Source organism: Bifidobacterium felsineum (assembly GCF_002802915.1).
In the GTDB taxonomy this organism is placed as follows: Bacteria; Actinomycetota; Actinomycetes; order Actinomycetales; family Bifidobacteriaceae; genus Bifidobacterium; species Bifidobacterium felsineum.
In genome coordinates, this window is sequence record NZ_PEBJ01000001.1 from 680361 (window position 1) to 701091 (window position 20731).

General features: G+C 57.5%; 14 protein-coding genes. 8 read left to right on the top strand and 6 right to left on the bottom strand.

Annotated features, from left to right (window positions below):
- Window positions 1-89 precede the first annotated feature (89 nt).
- Entirely contained in the window at window positions 90-1892 is a 1803-nt protein-coding gene (locus CSQ86_RS02840; RefSeq protein ID WP_165773709.1) for a proline--tRNA ligase, read from the top strand.
- A 261-nt stretch (window positions 1893-2153) separates the two neighbouring features.
- Window positions 2154-2651: a single-stranded DNA-binding protein gene (locus tag CSQ86_RS02845; RefSeq protein WP_100493563.1), complete on the top strand. Its 498-nt coding sequence runs from the start codon at window positions 2154-2156 to the stop codon at window positions 2649-2651.
- Between the two features lie 93 nt (window positions 2652-2744).
- Here CSQ86_RS02845 and CSQ86_RS02850 read toward each other — a convergent pair whose 3' ends face one another.
- Window positions 2745-4925 carry a M13 family metallopeptidase gene (locus tag CSQ86_RS02850; RefSeq protein ID WP_100493564.1) on the bottom strand — a complete coding sequence of 727 codons (2181 nt, stop codon included), beginning with the start codon at window positions 4923-4925 and terminating at the stop codon, window positions 2745-2747.
- A gap of 171 nt (window positions 4926-5096) precedes the next feature.
- On the opposite strand from CSQ86_RS02850, the gene CSQ86_RS02855 reads away from it, so the two are divergent.
- The 3 genes from CSQ86_RS02855 (at window position 5097) to CSQ86_RS02865 (ending at window position 8352) form a co-directional block, all read left to right on the top strand.
- Entirely contained in the window at window positions 5097-5978 is an 882-nt protein-coding gene (locus tag CSQ86_RS02855) for an HdeD family acid-resistance protein (RefSeq protein ID WP_100493565.1), read from the top strand.
- Window positions 5979-6002: 24 nt separating this feature from the next.
- Window positions 6003-6785: a type I methionyl aminopeptidase gene (map, locus tag CSQ86_RS02860; protein WP_033891369.1), complete on the top strand. Its 783-nt coding sequence runs from the start codon at window positions 6003-6005 to the stop codon at window positions 6783-6785.
- A gap of 274 nt (window positions 6786-7059) precedes the next feature.
- Window positions 7060-8352: a citrate synthase gene (locus CSQ86_RS02865; protein ID WP_100493566.1), complete on the top strand. Its 1293-nt coding sequence runs from the start codon at window positions 7060-7062 to the stop codon at window positions 8350-8352.
- 301 nt (window positions 8353-8653) lie between these two features.
- Here the strand turns inward: CSQ86_RS02865 and dapD are convergent, their stop codons facing one another.
- Together dapD and CSQ86_RS02875 are read right to left on the bottom strand one after the other, a co-directional pair.
- The gene (dapD, locus tag CSQ86_RS02870; RefSeq protein ID WP_100493567.1) at window positions 8654-9673 is read right to left on the bottom strand and encodes a 2,3,4,5-tetrahydropyridine-2,6-dicarboxylate N-succinyltransferase; all 1020 of its coding nucleotides are present in this window, start codon (window positions 9671-9673) and stop codon (window positions 8654-8656) included.
- Window positions 9674-9869: 196 nt separating this feature from the next.
- The gene (locus CSQ86_RS02875) at window positions 9870-10964 is read right to left on the bottom strand and encodes a helix-turn-helix transcriptional regulator (protein ID WP_100493568.1); all 1095 of its coding nucleotides are present in this window, start codon (window positions 10962-10964) and stop codon (window positions 9870-9872) included.
- 111 nt (window positions 10965-11075) lie between these two features.
- On the opposite strand from CSQ86_RS02875, the gene CSQ86_RS02880 reads away from it, so the two are divergent.
- A complete protein-coding gene (locus tag CSQ86_RS02880; RefSeq protein WP_100493569.1) occupies window positions 11076-15194 on the top strand; it encodes a DEAD/DEAH box helicase in 4119 nt (1372 codons plus the stop codon).
- 6 nt (window positions 15195-15200) lie between these two features.
- Here the strand turns inward: CSQ86_RS02880 and CSQ86_RS02885 are convergent, their stop codons facing one another.
- Together CSQ86_RS02885 and CSQ86_RS02890 are read right to left on the bottom strand one after the other, a co-directional pair.
- Window positions 15201-15680 carry a GNAT family N-acetyltransferase gene (locus CSQ86_RS02885; RefSeq protein WP_100493570.1) on the bottom strand — a complete coding sequence of 160 codons (480 nt, stop codon included), beginning with the start codon at window positions 15678-15680 and terminating at the stop codon, window positions 15201-15203.
- Window positions 15681-15779: 99 nt separating this feature from the next.
- Window positions 15780-16835, bottom strand: coding sequence for a Gfo/Idh/MocA family protein (locus CSQ86_RS02890; protein WP_100493571.1), 1056 nt, complete (start codon window positions 16833-16835; stop codon window positions 15780-15782).
- A 370-nt stretch (window positions 16836-17205) separates the two neighbouring features.
- On the opposite strand from CSQ86_RS02890, the gene CSQ86_RS02895 reads away from it, so the two are divergent.
- A complete protein-coding gene (locus CSQ86_RS02895; protein WP_207761549.1) occupies window positions 17206-18378 on the top strand; it encodes an aminotransferase class I/II-fold pyridoxal phosphate-dependent enzyme in 1173 nt (390 codons plus the stop codon).
- Between the two features lie 162 nt (window positions 18379-18540).
- Window positions 18541-19509: a Ppx/GppA phosphatase family protein gene (locus CSQ86_RS02900; RefSeq protein ID WP_100493573.1), complete on the top strand. Its 969-nt coding sequence runs from the start codon at window positions 18541-18543 to the stop codon at window positions 19507-19509.
- Here CSQ86_RS02900 and CSQ86_RS02905 read toward each other — a convergent pair.
- The gene (locus CSQ86_RS02905; protein WP_100493574.1) at window positions 19506-20624 is read right to left on the bottom strand and encodes an endonuclease/exonuclease/phosphatase family protein; all 1119 of its coding nucleotides are present in this window, start codon (window positions 20622-20624) and stop codon (window positions 19506-19508) included. The genes CSQ86_RS02900 and CSQ86_RS02905 overlap by 4 nt on opposite strands.
- Window positions 20625-20731 lie beyond the last annotated feature (107 nt).

The window sequence follows — 20731 nt, forward strand, 5'->3', positions numbered from 1 at the left end:
GCGAAATTTGTATTTTGGTGCAGTGCATGGTGAAGCGTAAATGTTGCGACTATTCGGGCTTGTCGGTTCACGCGAATATCTTGGAACCTATGACTTCCAATACCCTTCGTATGTCTACTTTGTTCCTGCGCACGTTGCGCGAAGATCCGGCGGACGCGGACGTTGATTCCGCGAAGCTGCTGCAGCGTGCCGGCTACATCCGCAAGGCCGCCCCCGGCATCTGGACTTGGCTGCCGCTCGGCCTTCGCGTGCTCAATAAGATTGAGGCCATTATCCGTGAAGAGATGGCCGGCATCGGCGCCCAGGAAGTGCACTTCCCGGCTCTGCTGCCGCGTGAACCGTATGAGGCCACTCATCGCTGGGAGGAATACGGCGACAACATCTTCCGTCTGAAGGACCGTCATCAGGCCGACTATCTGCTGGCTCCCACCCATGAGGAGATGTTCACCCTCCTGGTCAAGGACATGTACTCCTCTTACAAGGATTTGCCGGTCACCCTGTACCAGATCCAGACCAAGTACCGTGATGAATTCCGCCCGCGCGCCGGCCTGATCCGCGGCCGCGAATTCGTGATGAAGGATGCCTATTCGTTCAACGTGGACGAAGAGGGCATGCGTAAGGCATACATGGATGAGCGTGGCGCCTATGAGCGCGTGTTCCAGCGCATCGGCCTCAAGTATGTGCCGGTGTTCGCCATGTCCGGCCCGATGGGTGGCTCCGCATCCGAAGAGTTCTTGGCTCCGATGCCTATTGGCGAGGATACCTTCGCGCTGGCTCCTTCCGGCAAGGCTTGGAACGTCGAAGCTCTGCATACTCCGGAACTGCCGGAAATCGACGCTTCCAACACTCCGGCCGCCACTAAAGAAAGCACGCCGGATGCCAAGACCATCGACAAGATGATTGAGCGTGCGAATGCTGACCATCCGCGTACCGATGGCCGCGAATGGGCCGCTTCCGACATCCTTAAGAACGTGGTCATCGCCGTCAAGCATCCTGAGGATGAGGAGCATGACGAACCGTGGCGCGAGCTGATTGTCGTCGGTGTGCCGGGAGACCGTACGGTCGATATGAAGCGTCTCGAAGCGCAGTTTGCTCCGTCCGAGCTGGAAGAGGCTACCGAAGAGGACCTGAAGAAGCATCCCGAACTTGTGCCGGGCTACATTGGACCGATGGTGCTTGGCCCGCAGGCTGAGGCTGCCGGCGTCAAGGAACCGCTGCGTTACTTCGTGGACGCCCACGTAGTCAAGGGCTCCGCATGGTTCACCGGTGCCGATGAGCACGAGGTCGATTACTACAACCTGGTGTACGGCCGTGACTTTGAGGCCAGCGGCGTAGTGGAGGCCGTCGAGGTTCGCCACGGCGACATGAGCCCGGACGGCTCCGGCCCGCTGAGCTTCGAGCGCGGCGTGGAGATCGGCCAGGTCTTCCAGCTGGGTCTGAAGTACTCCAAGGCTTTGGACCTCAAGGTTCTGGACCAGAACGGCAAGGCCGTGCCGGTGTGGATGGGCTGCTATGGCATCGGCGTTTCCCGTGTGCTCGCATGCGTTGCCGAAACGCATCACGATGAGGCCGGCCTTGCCTGGCCGTCCGTGATCGCCCCGGCCCAGGTGCATGTGGTGGCCACCGGTAAGGACGCCAAGGCGTTCGACGGTGCCGAGAAGCTGGTCGAGGAGCTCGAAGCCAACGGTGTCGAGGTCATCTACGATGACCGTAAGAAGGTTTCTCCGGGCGTGAAGTTCAAGGACGCCGAGCTCATCGGTGTGCCGACCATCGCCGTGGTGGGCCGCGACTTCGTCAACGACGGCACGATTGAGATTCGTGACCGCAATGGTGACAACAAGGTCGCCGTGCCGGCCGACGAAGCGGTGAAGACCCTGCTCGAGCGTCTGTAAAGGCTTGCGCTGAGCTGCCTGTGACGAACGCCATCCTGCTTATCTGCAGGGTGGCGTTTTTTTGTTTTTGTTGTGTTCTTGTGGATAACCGAAAGTTATCCACAGCGCTGCAAACCCCGTCACAGTATCCACATTTGCCAGTCGCCCTTGTGCTATTGAACCGCTGTGCCTCACAGTGGAGATACCGCCAAATTCGCCGATCGATGATGACAGCGGATGATTTGGCGGTCCACGGCATTGTGATGAATGAAAGGACTGATCATGGCAATACAACAGGCAACGGTTACAATAACCGGTTTCGTGGCGACCGATCCCATACTGAAGGAAACGCCGAATTTTTCCGTGCTGAATTTCCGTGTTGGATCGAACAGATCGCGTCTTGACATGTCTACAGGGGAGTGGAAGGATCTCGGCTCATGCTGGATTCCGGTCAAAGCTTTTCGGGCGTTGGCGGTAAACACTCACAAATCCATCCGCAAAGGGGACAAGCTCATCGTTCTTGGAACGCTGACCACTGAACAATGGAAAACTGAGCAAGGTGAGACGCGCAGTCGGATGGTGCTCGAGGCCAGCAACATCGGCCACGATTTCAACTACGCGACGACCACGTTGACCAAGGTGCCGCGTGCTAATCAGGAGAATAAAACTGAAAACACCGCGGCTCAAGGCGTCACACTCCAAACTCGTTCGGAGGAGGAACCGAATCAGCGGCAGGATGCGCCAGTTGACGATGATTTTGAAAATAGCCCTGGAATATAAGGAAATACGGTGGTGGGGCGTAAATCAACCTTGGATTTACGCCCCACCAGTTACTGGATTCAGTGCGATAGTCACCGCAGAATACCGATAGTGCTACCAGATGTGTACGCGGTGCTCAGGTGCGAGCCACATGGCGTCGTCCTCATGCACGCCGAACGCATCGTAGAACAGGTCCACATTGCTGACGATGCCATTGGTGCGGAATTCGGCGGGGGAGTGCGGGTCAATTTGCAGGTACTGCTCGGCCAGCTCATCGCGGTTCTTGGTGCGCCAGATGGAGGCATAGCTCAGGAAGAAACGCTGCAATCCGGTGAAGCAGTCGATTTCGGGAGCAGTGTCCAGCAGCGCCTTGATGGCGGCTGGAGAGCCATTTTCGTCGCCATCGTTGGTGATGGTGCCTGCGGCCTTGCCGAGTGCGAACGCATAGGCCTTGAGTGCGATGTTCACACCGCCCAAGTCGCCGATGTTCTCGCCGATGGTCAAAGCGCCGTTGACGTGCGGAGCCTTATCCGGCTCATCGGCGTACTTTTCGGCCAGCTGCAGCGGCACAAAACCGTTGTACTGCTCGATAAGCGCCTTGGTGCGTTCTTCGAAGTTCTTGCGGTCCTCGTCGGTCCACCAGTTGTTGAGCTTGCCGTCGCCATCGTACTGGGAGCCCTGATCGTCGAAACCGTGGCCGATCTCGTGGCCGATTACGGCACCGATGCCGCCATAATTAGCAGCGTCATCGGCTTCGGGGTCGAAGAACGGAGGTTGCAGGATGGCTGCCGGGAACACGATGACGTTCATGCTTGGCTCGTAGTAAGCGTTCACCGTTTGCGGGTTCATCAGCCATTCGTCCTTGTCGGCGGGCTTGCCCACCTTAGCCAGCTGATAGCCGGTCTCATAGAGGTTGGCTGCCTTGGCGTTGTCGGCGAGCACGGCATCAGCGGAAACGTCCAATGCGGAGTAGTCGCGCCAATGGTTGGTGTAGCCGATCTTCGGTGTGAACTTGGAAAGCTTTTCGAGAGCCTTGGCCTTGGTGGTCTCGCCCAGCCAATCGGAGTTCGTGATGGACACGCGATAGGCGTCGATCAAGTTCGCCACAAGCTGTTCCATACGCTTCTTGGAGCTTTCCGGGAAGTGGCGGCGCACATATTCCTGACCTACGTCTTCACCGCAGATACCGTTGACCAGGCTCACGCCGCGCTTCCAGCGGTCACGCTGCTTCTTGGCGCCGGAAAGCACCTTACCGAAGAAGTCGAAGTTGGTGGCGTCGAACACACGGGAAAGCATGCTGGCGGAGCCGACGATGGCATGTACGCGGGCCCAAAGCTTGAGATCAGCCAAGTCGGCATCAGCCCAGAACTGGTCAAGACCGGTTAGGAAGCTCGGCTCGTGCACGATCGTGCGGGCGAACACGGACTTGAAATCGATGGGCTGGACCTTCGCGGCGGTGGTCGCATCATATGCGGATTGCCATGCGCCGATCCAGGAGTCCAAATCGAAGTTCCTCAGCGTTGCGGCGAGGTCAGCGTAATCGGTGGGGTTGTACGTTTTCACCGAGTCGCGAGTGGCCACATTATCCCAATGGTTGGCGGCGATTTTGGTCTCCACTTCAAGGAAGTGGCGGGCCATGGCCAGTGCGGCTTCACTCGGCGTCACTGTCGGTGCCTCGTCGCTGCTGTCTTCGGCGGATAGCGGCAGTTCATCGCCGCCATTGGATTCGGCGGCGGGCGCATAACCGGCGTTTACCAGTTGCGCGGCCACCATCGCCACATATGCCTCACGCACGGGGGCGTAATGATCTTCGCGGTAGTAGGCCTCGTCGGGAAGCATGATGCCGCCCTGTTCGATGTGTGCAATGTTCAGATCGGGATTACCAGGGTCGCCATATACGGCCAGGCCAAACAGGTCCGGTCCGCCGGCAGGGTTGATGGTGCCGAGCACGCGGGTGAGTGCGGCTTTATCGATGGCGGAATCAATCAGATCCAATTCGTCGCGAATCGGGTCAAGTCCAGCTTCCTCAATGGCTTCAGTGTTGAGGTACGAACGATACAGCGCCTGAGATTTGGCGGCGGGGGAGTCGCTATCCTCCAAGATCTCGCGTACTTGGTTCTCGGCATCCTCGGCGAGCTTATCGAAAGAGCCGTAGCGAGAACGGTCGTCCGGTAACCGGTAGGTGTCGATCCACGGTCCGTTTACATAACGGAACAGATCATTGACCGGCTTGATGGTGGATGAGAACGATGATGGGTCGATGCCCGACTTCGTTGTTGCGGTTTCGTTAGTCATGCCCTCCAGCCTAGACCATGATGTGGCGGGTTCGTCTCACTGTATTGGGCTGTGGGCTTATTTCGTAGTTCGCAACTCAATAATTAGACACCATGACTACCTGTGCATATGGTGTGAATTAGGCAGTTTGTCTAAAATTGGTGACTGGAACATGAAGTGAAAGGAGCCATGATGAGCGACCCGAATTTCAACAACCAGAACCCGGATGCCTCGCAGTCGGGGCAGCCTCAGTACGGCGCATACGACACCAATCACGGCGGTCAATACCCGCCGCAGAATAACGCGAATCAGACCAACCAGAACCCGTACTACGGTCCGTATGCCACCAATCCCAACGGGCAGCCGTATGGTCAGTACGGACCATACGGTCAGCAGCCTTATAGCGGCTACGGCCAACCCAATGCATCCACGCCCAACAATACCGATGATGGTCAGGACTTCGATCCTTTTGCTGGTCAGCCAAATTGGTATGCCGGCGACTTCAACCCGTTCCGTCTGATCGAGGAATGGCTGCCGCAGCGCGCCAAGTCCACCATCCGCGTGATTTACGGCGTAGTAGGCGTCGCCGCCATTGCCCTCGGTGCTGCACTGCTGATTTCGCCGAATAAAACATTGGCGTTGGCTGCACTGCTACTGGGCATCTACTTTGTGATTTCTGGCGTGGTGCGCATTGTCAGCGCTTTGGTGGTGCCGGCCTTACCAGGAGGTTGGCGCGTGCTGGACGTGCTCATAGGCATACTGCTTACCTTCGGTGGTGTAGTGGTCGTGCGCAATTACGGTTTGACCGGCCAGACTCTGGCCTTGCTCGTCACTTTGATGGTGGGCTTCGGGTGGATTATGGAAGGCGTGATGGCGCTGGTGGAATCCTGGCGCATCCCACGCTCCGGTTGGGCCATCGCCTACGCCATTATCTCCATCATCGCCGGTTTCGTGGTGCTGATGAGCCCGTTAAGCTCCACGGTTTTCATGATTATCTTCGGCGGTTGCGCGATGATAGTGATGGGCATCACGGCCATGATTCGCGCGTTCACCTTTGGAAAACCGCGCAAGTAGGGCGCTGTGAGTAGGCTGGCAGGCATGATCGAACTGAAAACCCCTCGTGAAATCGAGGAAATGAAGCCTGCCGGCCGTTTTGTCGGCGGCATTTTGAAGGAACTGCAGGAAACCACCAAGGTCGGCACCAATCTGCTGGAAATCGACGAATTCGTTCACAAGAAGATTGTCGATCGCAAGGGTGCGGAATCCTGCTACGTGGATTACGCTCCTGATTTCGGCACCGGTCCGTTCGCCCACTACATCTGCACGTCCGTCAACGATGCCGTGCTGCATGGCATTCCGTACGACTACAACCTGAAGGACGGCGATTTGGTCTCTCTCGACCTCGCCATCTCCGTGGACGGCTGGGTTGCCGACTCCGCAGTGAGCTTCGTGGTCGGCAAGGATCCTGATCCGGAAGACCTGCGACTCATCAAGTGCACCGAAGAGGCGCTGGCCGCCGCCATCGACGTGGCCAAGCCGGGCAACCGCCTTGGTGACATCTCCAGCACCATCGGCGACGTTGCCCGTACCTACGGTTACCCGATCAACCTCGAATTCGGCGGTCATGGTGTGGGCCACATCATGCACGGCGACCCGCATGTGCCGAATGACGGCAAGGCTCACCACGGCTACAAGCTGCGTGAAGGTCTGGTCATCGCCATCGAACCGTGGTTCCTGAAGACCACTGATGAGATCTACCAGGATCCGAAGGACGGCTGGACGCTGCGCTCCGAAGACGGTTCCCGTGGCGCTCATTCCGAGCACACCATCGCCATCACCGAAAACGGCCCGATCATCTTCACCGATCGCACCAACCTGTGATTGCCTAAGCAGCCTTATACTGCATCGCCCACCCACGGTGTGGCGATTCCTCCACGGTGTGGTAAACGAAAAATGGCTTATTTCTGCGGTTTTAGCGGAATGGTCATAGTGTTGTTTGCCACACCGTGGAGTTTTTTTATTATTGCGGCGTAATAATATGCGTTTTTGAGACAGCAACTTGCATTGAAACACTCGTGCCATATAGTGAGCCATACTTTTGAACCGAATGGCATATCCATCGGTATCAGCTCGTATGTAATAGGGAGCAACAAGTATGGCAACAGCCCAGCTGAATGTGGATGACAGCAAATACACCTTGCCTGTGGTGAAGGCGACGGCGGGTGCGGACGGCATCGTCGTCTCAAAGTTGCGCAACGACGGCTGGGTGACGCTTGACCCCGGCTTTTTGACCACCGCACAGTGCGAGTCGAAAATCACCTACATCGATGGCAAGCATTCGATTCTGCGTTATCGTGGCTATCCGATTGAACAACTCTGCGATCAGTCCGATTTCCTTGAAGTTGCTTGGCTGTTGCGTCACGGCGAGCTGCCCAGCAAGGAACAATACGAGAAATTCGTCTCCGACATCAACCACCGCACGATGGTGGGTGAGGACTTCCGTACGTTCATGGGTTCGTTCCCCCGTACCGCGCATCCGATGAGCGTGCTCGCCTCCGCCATCAACGCGCTCGCCACGTTCTACCCGGATACCACGGATATTTCCGATTCCGACCAACTCGATGAGGCTGCAATCATCATCATGGCCAAGGTGCGCACGATTGTCTCCTACATCTTCCGCCGTCGCCGCGATGAGCCGATGCTCTACCCGGATTATGCACGCGGTTATGTAGATGATTTCCTGCGCATGTGCTTCGCCGTACCCTACGAGCCATTCGAATCCGACCCACTGTATGTGCATGCGCTTGGACGATTGCTGATTATTCATGCCGACCATGAACAGAACTGCTCAACCTCCGTGGTGCGCATCGCTGGCTCAGCGCACGCCAATTTGTATTCCGCCGTGGCCGCCGGTGTGAATGCGCTCTCCGGACCGCTGCATGGTGGTGCGAACGAAGCTGTACTGCGCCAGTTGAAGGCAATTCGCGACTCCGGCAAGACGGTTACGGAGTTCGTGGAAGAGGCCAAGAAGAACGGTCAGAAGATCTCCGGCCTCGGACACCGCGTCTACAAGTCCTACGATCCGCGTGCTGCCATCGCCAAGCAGTACTTGGAAAAGATCATGGAACGTGAGGATACCTCCAAGCTACCGGCTGACGAGCGCGCATTGTTTGATGTGGCCGTGGAACTGGAACGTATCGCGCTAAGCGACGAATATTTCGTATCCCGTAATCTGTATCCGAATGTGGATTTCTACACTGGGTTGATTTACCGCGCCATCGGCTTCGACCCGGCCATGTTCACCACGCTGTTTGCTCTGGGCCGCATTCCCGGCTGGATTGCCCAGTACCGTGAGATGCTCGCCGATCCAAACACCAAGATCGGCCGCCCGCGCCAGGTCTACACCGGCCCCGTCGAGCGCAACTATGTGCCGCTCGACGAACGCTAACAGTGATTTGGCATGCTTCTAGGATATGGATGATATTTGCTCAATATGTGGTGCGTTGCGTGGGGGAATATCGATTAGCCCGAGGATTTGCCCCACTGGGTGGGTGTTTAGTGAGTCAAATCTTCGAGTCTGTTGTGGATGTGCCGCGTTAAGAGAGCTTACTGAGGCAATGTGCCTATTGAGCCGAGGTTTTGCCCCGGTGGATATGCGCTCAGTGAAGCAAAACCTCGAGTGACATACGAAGATGCCTCGCTGAAGTATCAAGTGAGGCATCTTCGTATGTGTTTTTATGATTATCTGCTCAGTTCTTGTGGAGCTTGGCGTTGAGTTCAATGCCCACCTTGCGATAGCGGGCTTCGATACGGCCATTCACCGAGTTGCGGATGAAGAGGATATTGTCCTTGCCGGAAAGATCCGCGCCCTTGACTACCTCGAGCGGCTCGCCGGCTGCAGCCTTGGCCTTATCCCAAATGGTCACCTTGGTGCCGGCGGTGACGTATAGGCCGGCTTCGACCACGCAGTTGTCGCCCAAGGAAATACCGATGCCGGCGTTGGCGCCCAGCAGGGAATGCTCGCCGATGGAGTTGCGTAGCTTGCCGCCGCCGGAGAGGGTGCCCATGATGGAGGCGCCGCCGCCGATATCGGAACCATTGCCGACCACAACGCCCTGGGAGACGCGGCCTTCGACCATGGAAACGCCGAGGGTGCCGGCGTTGAAGTTCACGAAGCCGGCGTGCATCACGGTGGTGCCGGCGGATAGGTAGGCGCCCAGACGCACACGGTCGGCGTCACCGATGCGAACGCCGGTGGGCACAACATAATCGATCATGCGCGGGAACTTGTCGACGCCGAACACGTTGACGGTGGTGGCTGGGGCAGCGGCAGGAAGACCGGCCTGCGTGGCGAAAGCCAGAGCGGCATCGGTGGCGGCACGCTCCACATCGGCCTTGCGCAGGGTAAAGTCCTCGACGGCGAACGGGCCGTAGTTGGTCCATACCACATTGTTGAGCTGGGCGAAGATGCCGTCCAGATTCAGCGTATTCGGCTGAGCCATGCGCATGCTCAGCAGGTGCAGCTTCAGGTAGGCATCGGCGGCGGAGTTGATCGGTTCATCAAGCTGGCTGACGGTGAAAACCGGAATGCGGCGGATGCCGCGGGCATCAGGCTCGTCGTATACCAGAGTGCCGAAGTTATGGTTCGGGCGATCGGCTTCGGCCGGTGCCTCGCCGAGTGTCAGTTCCGGATACCAGACATCCAGGGTGTTGCCGGCAGCATCAATGCTGGCCAGACCCCAGCCCCATGCAGTGCGCTCTTCGCTCATGTATTGCTCCTTATATTGTGCGCGTGTTCTTTCGCGTAACGTGAAGTAATCACTGATTTCTAAGCTTAATGGGTGGTACAGCACGGTCGCATACGGTTTTCAGGTTATGGCGCGCGATTTATTGCATGCAACATATGCCTACCCCTCAGTCAGCTGCGCTGCCAGCTCCCCTGACAAGGGGAGCCAAAATGGTGGTCTATGGCGCGGGCTTGTAGATGGTGGCCATGCGGACTCCGGCATCATAGAGCCGGTTACGCAGTGATTCCGGTTCGATGATGGCCACGCGCCCATCCCAGGAATACTGCAACGCCCACCAGAACACAGCGCGCTCGGGCGCATTCACGATGACTTCGAACTGTTCGCCGTCGCGTGAATGCTTGATCTGCGGATCATCGAACCATTCGAACACGTTGTTGAGCATCGATTTATCGCGAATGGCCATGCGAATGCGCACCGGATCGTCGGCCACGGGATAGGGACGATGCCGCATGAATTCCACGGCATCAAAGTCGGCTGGAGCGGGCTGCTCGATGGGAATTGGCCCATTAGGGCCTTGGGTGCTCACGTCCGCAATGCGATTGACCACGAAAATGCGCAGATTGTCTTCACCATGCAGGTGGCAGATCAGGTAATATCGACCATTTTTGTACACCATTTGATACGGGTCCACCGTGTAGGTGCCGGCTCGCCCGCTAGTGTGACTCGTGTGCGGCACCATGGTGCCGTCCGGACCGTAATCGCAATACTGGAAAGTGACCGCGTGATTGTCTTCAATGGCCTGATTCAGCTGATCAATGGTGGAGAGGAACTCGCTGTTGATATGCGTGTAGGTGGTCACATGGTCCAAGTAATCAATGGAATCACCGGCCGCTCCGGCAAGTTCACGGATTTTGCCGATGAGCTCATCCAGTGTATCGAGGCTGATGCGGGAGAGCGTCAGGCTGTCCGCCAGCAAGCGCATTTCAGCCGGGGAAAGGAACGCATCCACATACCAGCCGGGTTGCGGGTTCTTGCATTCGATACCGGCGACATCAGCTTCGGTCAGGTATCCGATACGCCGGCCGAGAAATTCGCTGGTGGTCAACTTGCGCAGCTGATTGCGTACGGTTTTCGCGGTCGGCAGTTCGCTGGGATCATCCACATGATGCAATTTCGCCAGTTCATCGAGAATTTCGCGTACGGATAAACCATGCCCGAAATAGCTGTGCCGCCACAGCACTTCGAAGATTTCCAAAGCGCTATTGCCCGCATACGTCTTGCGTTTGGCTGAATCTGCATGTTCTGCATCCATACTGCCAAGGCTACCGCGGATTCGTCTAGGATAGGAATGTTGGGCTTCTTGCGATAATCGGCGACTTCTTCATCGCGGGAATGCGGATTGTACGGGAAAGGAGATGCGTTCATGGCACATGGATACGGTGTATTCGGGCATGTCTCCGATGGGTTTGACGATTCAGGCGCCTCTGACGAATTCGCCTATGACGATGCGCTGGGCGACGAATTCGATGATTCCGCACGCCGATGGATTCAACGCAGGCGCAATCCCCAAGCAGGGCATCTCACCGACGATGACGAATCCGCGGTGTTCGGCTCTGGCGATCAGCTCACCGCCGATGATATTCCGGTCCCATACGAGCAATATAAGGATTTCGCCCGCAATGCCACGCATGCAGTGTGGTTCGATGACGACGATGCTAGCGCTACGCGCTCAACGGCTGCCGTTGGCGCACAGCAGCATCCCCTCCCGATTGACGCATTGCGCCGTGATGTTGAGACCTCCACATCCCGTGCGGTGATGCAACGTGCCCGTACCATTGCGAATAATGCCGGCATCATGATGATTGGACCCACCTACAGCGGCAATGAGCGTATCGGATACGCGCAGCTCAACGCCACGATGCGCGGCACGACCAGTCCCTCCAGCCGATACCGCGTCGAAGTGCTGTTTTCGCTTGACAACGGTGAGCTTACCGGCGGCTCATGCACGTGCCCGGCATATGGGCGAGGCTATGGCATGTGCAAGCACATGGTAGCAATCGCACTCGCGTTCTGTGATGATCCGCAACGCTTTGACGGCTACCATGCCGGAGCCGTGCGCCCCTCAAAAGCCATGCTTGACTACATGCAACGGCTCGACAAGCGTCAAACCCAAGCCAAAGAACGCCGCCGTACCGCTATTTTGCAGCGTTTCGGCAATGTGAAATCAGCGAGCCGTACCGGCTTGGCTTCGCGCCGTAACACCCAAAGCCGCAGCGGATATCAAGGCCTTCCGCAAACCGTTGAGCCGGGAGAAGTGCAACTTACGCCCATATTGAGCTTTATCGATGGCACGTGGAGCGTGGAGTTCAAAATAGGCTCGATAATGGACGGCTCCAACTATGTGATGAAAGCGATCCCCCAATTCGTGTTGGCTATGCAGCATGGGGAATACGTGGAGTATGGCAAAAAACTGGCATTCACGCATACGCCGGAAATGTTGGACGCCGAGTCCGAGCCGCTCTACGAATTCTTGAGTTCGGCGCTCGCTGTACGCCATGCTGCGGAACAGCAGGGCCGTTATTATGGGCACATCGCCATTGACCGACGCCTTACGCTCTCCGAGCAGGAGGCCGCCTCACTGCTGTCGCTGCGCGAAGGCAAGGGCGTACAGCTGGTGCTGGACACCTGGTTTGCAGGCCAACCCGCATCAGTGCCAGTGGATGGTGGCGACCCGGAACTGACCATGCGCATTATGCGCCGGGATTATCGCGTGTATGGCTCAGACGCAGGATATCTGCTCAAAGGCGAACCCGGCATTGAAACCGTGGTAGATGCCGGCAGTCAGTCATGGTTATTGCTAGCCGCTACACAGCCGACGGCATTCACTTCCCCGATGATGCGCCAATCACAGCGCAAAAGCGCAGCGGGATGCCGCTTTGTACGCTGCCCGAAATCGTTGGCCTCCATCCGTGGGCTCATCGGCGAACTGTTCGCTCCGCAAAGCGAGGGACAGGTCATTGCCGGCGACGACATGGCGTTGTTCGCCAGAACTCTGCTGCCGGAACTGATTGCTTCCGGGCTGCTCGACGGCCATGATATCCCGCGCGAACTGGCTGAGCTGAATCCCGTTGAATGTCGCAGTGAATTCTATCTTGACCGTACCGAATACGGCGTGGAATGTGAGATTAAAGCTCGCTACGGTGATGTCGTAGTGCCGCTGGTGCCAGCCGGGCCGACGATGAACGCTGATGGCAGTGCTCCGGCGCAAGCCGTTGTCGGTCGTGATTTTGATGCCGAACATCTGGCTATGGATGTAGTGCGTGAATTCTTTGACATGCCCGGAATCGGCAAAGCTGGTGCGGCGGTGACCGCATCGGAAAGCTCGGCGCGAGGATTCAGAACCAAAACGGCTCGTGCATCCGCCGCACGCGCCGCCGCTCGAACGCGGGCGAAGCAGTCCGGGGCTGCCACCATCGATCGAGACAACACCACACAAATCGTGCGTCTGTTCGATGAAGGCCTGCAGGCCTTGCACGAGGTCGGTAGCGTATTCACCACACCAGCGTTTGATCGACTGGTGGCCCCCAAAGCACCCAGCGTCAAAGTGGGACTGTCCATCAAAGGCAATCTGGTGGAAATCTCGCCGATTGCGGACGAAGTGCCGCCGGATGAGGTCGGTGCATTGTTGGCATCATATCGACGCAAGCAACGTTTCCACCAGTTGAAGGATGGTACGCTGGTCCGCCTCGATGGTGCTGACCTAAGCACGTTGGACAAACTGGCGTCCGATTTGGATCTGAGTGAGAAGCAGCTTGATGCAGGAACCATCGAATTGCCTGGCAACCAGGCGTTCCTGCTGGACGGCGAACTGCCCGATGATGGCTCGGACGTGGTCAAGGATGCGTCCTTCACTCAATACATTGATGACTTGGCGGTCATCGATCCGAACTCCTATGAGGTGCCGGATAATCTCAAGTCAATACTGCGCCCATATCAGACAGATGGTTTCCGTTGGCTGAGCACGTTGTGCGACAAAGGTTTTGGCGGCATTCTTGCCGATGAGATGGGCTTGGGCAAATCAGTGCAGCTCATTGCCCTGATACTTTCCAGATATCAGCGAGCTGCGCAAGCGGAAGCCACTGCACAGCTGAAGCCTTCACTGATTGTCTGCCCGGCTTCTCTGGTGTACAACTGGGCCGCCGAGTTTGCGAAATTCGCGCCCAGCTTCAATGCGGTAGTGGTGGCCGGTACCAAAACCGAACGCCGTAACGCCATCGCCCGAGCATTCCATGCGGACGAGCCTACCGTGCTGATCACCTCGTATGATTTACTTCGTCGTGACGTGGAGGAATATACGGCGGATGATTCAGGCAGCATCGACCAGGGGAGCGGCACTGACGGTGCCCGGTGCTGTGCCATCATGGCGTTGGATGAAGCCCAGTACATCAAGAATCACACCACGAAAATCGCCAAAGCGGTCAAATCAGTGGCCGCCGATCATCGATTCGCGTTGACCGGCACCCCTATCGAAAACCGGCTTTCCGAGCTATGGAGCATTTTCGACTTCCTCATGCCGGGATTATTAGGCTCCTATAAGCGGTTCCGTGAACGCTACGAGCTGCCCATCGCCAACGCGCGCGCCGCGGACAGCACGACCGCTGAGGGGCGTGCCGCCGCTGAAGTCAACCCTGAGGCGGCGCGCGTTGCGCATAAATTGCAGGCATTGGTGGGTGTGTTCATCAAACGCAGGTTGAAGAAACAAGTACTCACCGATTTGCCGGACAAGCTGGAGAATACGCTGACCGTACAGTTGGAAGGCGAGCAGCGCAAACTGTATGCCGCACACGAGCAGCGGTTGCGTATGCAGCTGGAACATAGCGAGGAAGCGGATTTCAACACGTCGAAGATTCGCATTCTCGCCGAACTGACCCGTTTGCGGCAGATCTGCTGCGATCCACGGCTCGTATATGCCGATGCCAAGGACCAGTCGGCCAAGTTGGCGGCCATTGCCGAGCTCGTGGAAACCTGTGTGAACGAAGGCAAAAAGGCGCTGATCTTCTCGCAGTTCACCAGTTTCCTCGAACTGATCGCCGCACGATTCGACCAGCAAGGGCTGCACTACTACACGATTACCGGCTCTACGCCGAAGAAGCAGCGTCTGGCACTGGTGGACCGTTTCAACGCGGACGATACGCCGGCGTTCCTGATCTCGCTGAAGGCCGGCAACACCGGTCTGAACCTGACCGGTGCCAGTGTGGTGATTCATGCCGATCCGTGGTGGAACGCCGCGGCCCAGGACCAGGCCACCGATCGCGCGCATCGCATCGGGCAGACTGAAGATGTGAACGTGTATCAGGTGGTGGCCAAGGACACCATCGAGGAGCGCATTCTTGAGCTTCAGCACACCAAGAGCGAACTGGCTCGACAGTTCACTGATGCGTCGCTCGATGCCGATGAAACCGGTGCTTTTGGTGCCAGTGCATCCGGTTCGCCGTCAATCGCCTCGCTGACCCGCGACGATCTGCTCGATCTGCTGGGCTGAGACGCCTCACAGAATCTGCTCCATGCCGATTTTGTAAGGCGTCAATCCCATGCGCTCGTAGAATTGCTTGGCACTGGGGTTGCAGGACCACACGTTCAGCGTCACGTTATAGCAGCCGGACTTACGCGCGAAATCCAGCACATAACGGTAGAGTGTGGAGCCTACATGCTCGCCGCGAGCCTGCTCATCCACGCACAGGTCATCAATGTACAGGGTTTTGACATCCGTCAGCACATGGTTGTTGTGATGCTGCTGGAATACGCAGAACGCGTAGCCCAGCACTGTGCCCTCAGCGTTGGCGGCCACGAACACTGGAGTCTTGTCGTCGGCGAGAATGGCTGCGAGCTCATCGTCTGTGTACTTCTTGGCGCCACCTTTGAACAGGTCGGGGCGGCCGTGATGATGCACTTCAGCCACCTGGAACAACAGGTCGTTGATGCGTGGCATATCGGCCGCCGTGGCCCTGCGAATCGTAAGATTTCCCATAGTCGGCCAGTTTAGTCACTGTGGAGAATTCATATTCGTTGGACTCTCCACAGATGGTTTCGCCGCCGGCTCCCCTGACAAGAGGAGCCGGGAAAACGGCTACGCCTCAAACGGGAACTTCAAGCCCCACTCGCCACGAATCTGATCCATCAATTCCATGATGCGAATCGTATCCGCATGAGGCATCGCCTCACACTCGATCTTGCCGTCGAGCAGCGCGTTCGCCGCATCCGCCACCTCGTACTCGTAGCCGGTCAGCTGCGGCGGCACTGCAATGCTGCGAACAGGCTTATGGTCATTGTCGTAGATATCAATGGCCTCAGGGTTATTGATATTGGTGACTTCCAGATAGCCTTCGGTACCCCATATATAGCCGCCACGGTCCGAGGAAACCAGCATTGAGCTGCTTGCCACGCCCATAGTGCCGTCGTTGTAATACAACGTGGTGGAATTCTGAGCGTCCACACCGGTCTCGTACGGCACCATCGATGTGGCTATGCGTTCAACCGTGCGGCCATGGTTGGCACCGATCGCCATATCGAGGAAGTTCAGCGGATAAACGCCAACATCGAGCAGAGCACCGCCAGCGCAAGCGGGATCGGTCATGCGCGGCACCTTCCACACGGGATAGCAGAGGTTCGCGCTCGCGGACTTCACCTCGCCGATTTCGCCGGAATCGATAACCTCGTTGATGAGTTTGCGGCTGGGCATATAACGCGTCCAAATCGCCTCTGTGCACAGCATGCCGGTTTCTTTGGCCACATCAAGGGTCTGGCGTGCCTGTTCAGTGTTCGCGGTGAACGATTTTTCCACTAACACATTCTTGCCGGCCTTCATGCACAGGATGGCGTGCTCGGCGTGCAGGCTATGCGGGGTGGCGATATACACCAAATCCACATTCGGGTCCTCGGCAAGCTCCTCATAAGAGCCGTATGCCTTATCCAGATGCCACTGGTCGGCAAAAGCCTGAGCGCGGTCCAAACTGCGGGCCGCCACCGCATACGGGTGAATCCATGAGGAATACATTGGGGTTTCGGCCATTTGCGTCAAGGTGTCGGCCATAGTGTGCGCAATATTGCCGGCTCCCAGAATAGCCACATTGATTTTCGCTCCACTCGCCTCGAATTCGGCGCGCTTGCCGTTCCATCGGCTCATTATTCCTCCTTGAATATGGGGTTATTGGATGCATGTTCTGATGAAATTATAAATGCGCGTGGTTTTTCAATGTGAATTCGGCATCTTGGATGGATATCTCGCTTAGGAGGGGTTGATTCGTGGTTTTGGAAACATCTATCTGCTTTACGAGGGGTTCCTAATCCATGGTATTGCAAGTATTCATGGAGATTCCGTACCGTCATTTCGCCATTTTGCGGTGAATGGTACTTGATGAGCAACCCCTCGTAAGGCAGATAGATGTTCCGTGAGGTGAGAATCAACCCCTTCTAAGCGAGATACCGTTGTCCCAACAGACGGATAGAACCTAAATATGGTTAATGAAGTAGTGTTGCAGTCTGTCACGCCGGTTATGTCTCGTCGCGCGCGTGAAGCGAATCCATTCCGTGCCATGGTATTTGGTGAAAAAGCCGATAAGATGATTGCCTCCGGCATCAGCGTCATCAAGCTCAGCCTTGGCGAGCCGGACTTTGGTGCGCCGCCTGCTGTGCGCGACGCCATGCGTGAACAATATGACGGTCGTGCGCTGCCGTATACCGCTGCGATGGGCTTGCCGGAGCTGCGCCAGGCCATTGCCGATTTCTATCGCGAACGCCATGATCTTGAGATTGACCCCAAGCGCATCTGCGTGACGGCTGGAGGTTCGGCGGCACTGTTGCTGGCAACCGCACTCACCGTGGATCCCGGCGACGATGTGATGGTAGCCGACCCTTCGTACCCGTGCAACCGCGAGCTTGTGCGCTCGTTCGAAGGCAATGTGATTGATGTGCCAACCTCGGCCGCAACTCGGTTCCATCTGAACGCCGAACTGTGCTCGCAGTATTGGACCGAGCGCACCAAGGCGGTCATGATTACTTCGCCATCCAACCCCACCGGCACCACCATTGATTTCAACGTGCTGAACGATGTATGCCAGCTGGCGGCTTCTCGCGGCGCGTGGCGCATCGTGGACGAAACCTATCTGGACTTGGCTGACCGTGAGCCGGATGGTACGGAGGTGAAGTCCGTGCTGGCCTGCGACCCGGGTGCCATCGTGTGCAACAGCTTCTCCAAGTTCTTCGGCATGACCGGTTGGCGTTTGGGATGGGCGATTCTGCCGGACGATCCAACCGTGCTGGAGGCTGTGGATGATTTGGCCACCAATTATTACCTCTGCGCCCATACGCCCACCCAGCATGCGGCGCTCGCATGCTTCACGCCGGAAAGCCTTGCCGAATGTGAGGCGCGTCGTCAGGAGCTGTTGGCCCGCCGCCGCATCGTGATTGATGGACTGCAGCGCATCGGCCTGCCGGTTGAAGTGGAGCCGAACGGCGCATTCTATGCCTACTTCAACATTTCCCGCACCGGCTTGGACGCATGGACCTTCTGCGAACGCGCGCTGGATGAAGCCCATGTGGCATTGACGCCAGGCCGCGATTTCGGTGCCGCAACCGCCGATACGCATGTGCGTTTGAGTTATGCGGCATCTCGTGAAGCGTTGAGCGAAGGTCTTGAGCGTTTGGGCAAATTCGTGGAATCGCTGTGATGCGCCGCATTGGTGTACAGTAATCACGTTTGCGCCGACGGCGTGCCCGGTATGCGGTGATGGAACTGGGCGCGTGCAGGTCGAGCGCCAAGGCAATAGGAATTGCTGCGATTGCCGGCTGATTGATGCCGGTGCGTCACAGTGGGAATGAGAGCAGGAATCATGGTCAATCTTCGTGCGCATACCACCCGACTCGGTGTGCTCGATATCGGTTCGAATACCATTCATATGCTGATTGTGGATGCGGCACCGGGCGCACGCCCTGATCCGGAAGCCAGCACCAAGTCCACCGTGCGCTTGATGAAGTACCTCAAGGAAGATGGGTCGATCAAGAAGGCCGGCGTCGAAGCGATTCTCGAAGCGGTGTCCGATTGCATGAAGCTTGCTGAGGAATATGACATCACCCAGCTACTGGTCATGGCTACGTCCGCGTTGCGTGAGGCGCCTAACGGCAACAAGGTGATTCACAAGATCGAGGAAATGATAGGTCAGGGCGTGACCGTGCTGTCCGGCACTGATGAGGCTCGACTGACCTTCCTGGCCGCACGTCGTTGGTATGGCTGGGATGCGGGCCGTCTGCTGGTGCTGGATATCGGCGGCGGTTCCCTGGAAGTGGCCATGGGCTCCGATGAGGAGCCGACTGTGGCGCTGTCCGTGCCGGCTGGCGCAGGACGCGTGACCACCGAATTCCTGCCTTCTGGCATGGCGACTCCGGATGAGTTGGAGGACGTGCGCAAGAACGTGCGTAAGATTCTTGAACCGATGGTCAAGGTGTTCCCGCAGTCCAAGCATCCGAACCATGCAGTGGGCACTTCGAAGACCTTCCGCTCGCTTGCCCGCCTATGCGGTGCCGTGGTGCGCCAGCCGGGTCGCGAGGATACGTCGATTATGACGCGTGAACAGTTGGAGGATTGGATTCCTCGTCTGGCTGCGATCGCACCGGAGCAGCGTGTGGCGTTGCCGGGCATCACGCCGGAGCGCACGATGCAGATCGTGGGTGGTGCCGTGGTGGCCGACGAGATCATGAAAGCGCTCAACATTCAGGAAGTTGAGATTTGCCCGTGGGCATTGCGTGAAGGTGCCATTCTGCGCTGGCTCGACCAGTTCGGTCGCACTCGTCTCGGTTTCTAAGACTGCATCACATCCACAGTAACCAGCAGTGCCGCATGGTCTGACCCGGCGATTTTCACCACCTTGCACTGGCCGGCCGTCATGCCTTGATCGACTACTACATGGTCGATGCCGGCGAACATCGGCAGTCCCGGTCGGTTTGTCGGCCAGGAGAACGTGAATCCATGCCCGGAGATTCGTGCGGCATCATAGAATCTGGTGCCAAGGAATTCGCGGAATGGCGCATGGTCGTAGGTGGCGTTGAAGTCACCCATGAAAATGTACCGGTTGTCGGTGTGTGATTGCATGAGGCCGAGCTCGTCCAGTGAACGTTTCCACTGCCGCCAGTAGCCGGGCACGGGCGCAGTGGTGTGCACGGAGACGAATCGAATCGAGTTTCCGCCCATATCCACCGTGCCGGCCGGCATGAAGGAAGCGCTGGAATTCACTTCGTCATCCACCGGCTGGGCGAGCGGCGTGGCGGACCATAGGCCATTGCCGTATACGCCATCGGAAGATGAGATATTCGAATACGGCAGATAGCGTTCGATGCCGGCGTCCTTGAGTTTTTTGACGAATCCGTCGGTGGTCTCCTGCAGTGCGAGCACTTCGACGCGCTGATCGCGCACGGTTTCGACGATGGATTGCGCGTCGGCTTGGCCTTTGTAAACGTTGAAGGTCATGACTCTGGCGAAAGCGTCCGAGGTGTTTGCCTCGTTGTATGCCACCGCATTGTGCGCTGCTTGGGGGAGCGGCGTGGTCGAGTAGAAGAACGGGTACTGCCAATAGCCGTTGAGGGCCACTGCGGCAATGGCAATCAACGCGGCCAGTATTTTGCGCGACACAATGGCCAGCAGCAGTGCGATCAATCCCAACAGCATGAACCATGGGGTTGCGGATATCAGGATGGGAACATATGGCAGTTCCTGCAAATCGGCCGGAAGGGCTCGGGCTGCCGTGGCGAACAGCGTCAGAAGAGCGAATACGCAGGCGAGGAATCCGAGGAAACGATGCTTCTTATGCGGCTTGAGCTGTTCTTTGGTATAGGGCTTCGCTGATGGGCGCGACTTTGCGGCAGCCGCCGTGCGCTTGCCGCGGTACGCGTTGCGTTTGTTGGCGGATGTCGCTCGTGCCATCATGCCCTTCCTTTGAACGAATATCTGCGAGTTGCCACTGTAGCGGTCGCATCTGTGCGGTTTGGTGAATTCGGGGAATATCGGTTCTGGTTCGCACCAAACCGGCA

Coding starts and splice junctions, on each gene's coding strand:
- CSQ86_RS02840 (WP_165773709.1), top strand. CDS start 90: ATGACTTCCAATACCCTTCGTATGTCTACTTTGTTCCTGCGCACGTTG.
- CSQ86_RS02845 (WP_100493563.1), top strand. CDS start 2,154: ATGGCAATACAACAGGCAACGGTTACAATAACCGGTTTCGTGGCGACC.
- CSQ86_RS02850 (WP_100493564.1), bottom strand. CDS start 4,925: ATGACTAACGAAACCGCAACAACGAAGTCGGGCATCGACCCATCATCG.
- CSQ86_RS02855 (WP_100493565.1), top strand. CDS start 5,097: ATGAGCGACCCGAATTTCAACAACCAGAACCCGGATGCCTCGCAGTCG.
- map (WP_033891369.1), top strand. CDS start 6,003: ATGATCGAACTGAAAACCCCTCGTGAAATCGAGGAAATGAAGCCTGCC.
- CSQ86_RS02865 (WP_100493566.1), top strand. CDS start 7,060: ATGGCAACAGCCCAGCTGAATGTGGATGACAGCAAATACACCTTGCCT.
- dapD (WP_100493567.1), bottom strand. CDS start 9,673: ATGAGCGAAGAGCGCACTGCATGGGGCTGGGGTCTGGCCAGCATTGAT.
- CSQ86_RS02875 (WP_100493568.1), bottom strand. CDS start 10,964: ATGGATGCAGAACATGCAGATTCAGCCAAACGCAAGACGTATGCGGGC.
- CSQ86_RS02880 (WP_100493569.1), top strand. CDS start 11,076: ATGGCACATGGATACGGTGTATTCGGGCATGTCTCCGATGGGTTTGAC.
- CSQ86_RS02885 (WP_100493570.1), bottom strand. CDS start 15,680: ATGGGAAATCTTACGATTCGCAGGGCCACGGCGGCCGATATGCCACGC.
- CSQ86_RS02890 (WP_100493571.1), bottom strand. CDS start 16,835: ATGAGCCGATGGAACGGCAAGCGCGCCGAATTCGAGGCGAGTGGAGCG.
- CSQ86_RS02895 (WP_207761549.1), top strand. CDS start 17,206: ATGTCTCGTCGCGCGCGTGAAGCGAATCCATTCCGTGCCATGGTATTT.
- CSQ86_RS02900 (WP_100493573.1), top strand. CDS start 18,541: ATGGTCAATCTTCGTGCGCATACCACCCGACTCGGTGTGCTCGATATC.
- CSQ86_RS02905 (WP_100493574.1), bottom strand. CDS start 20,624: ATGGCACGAGCGACATCCGCCAACAAACGCAACGCGTACCGCGGCAAG.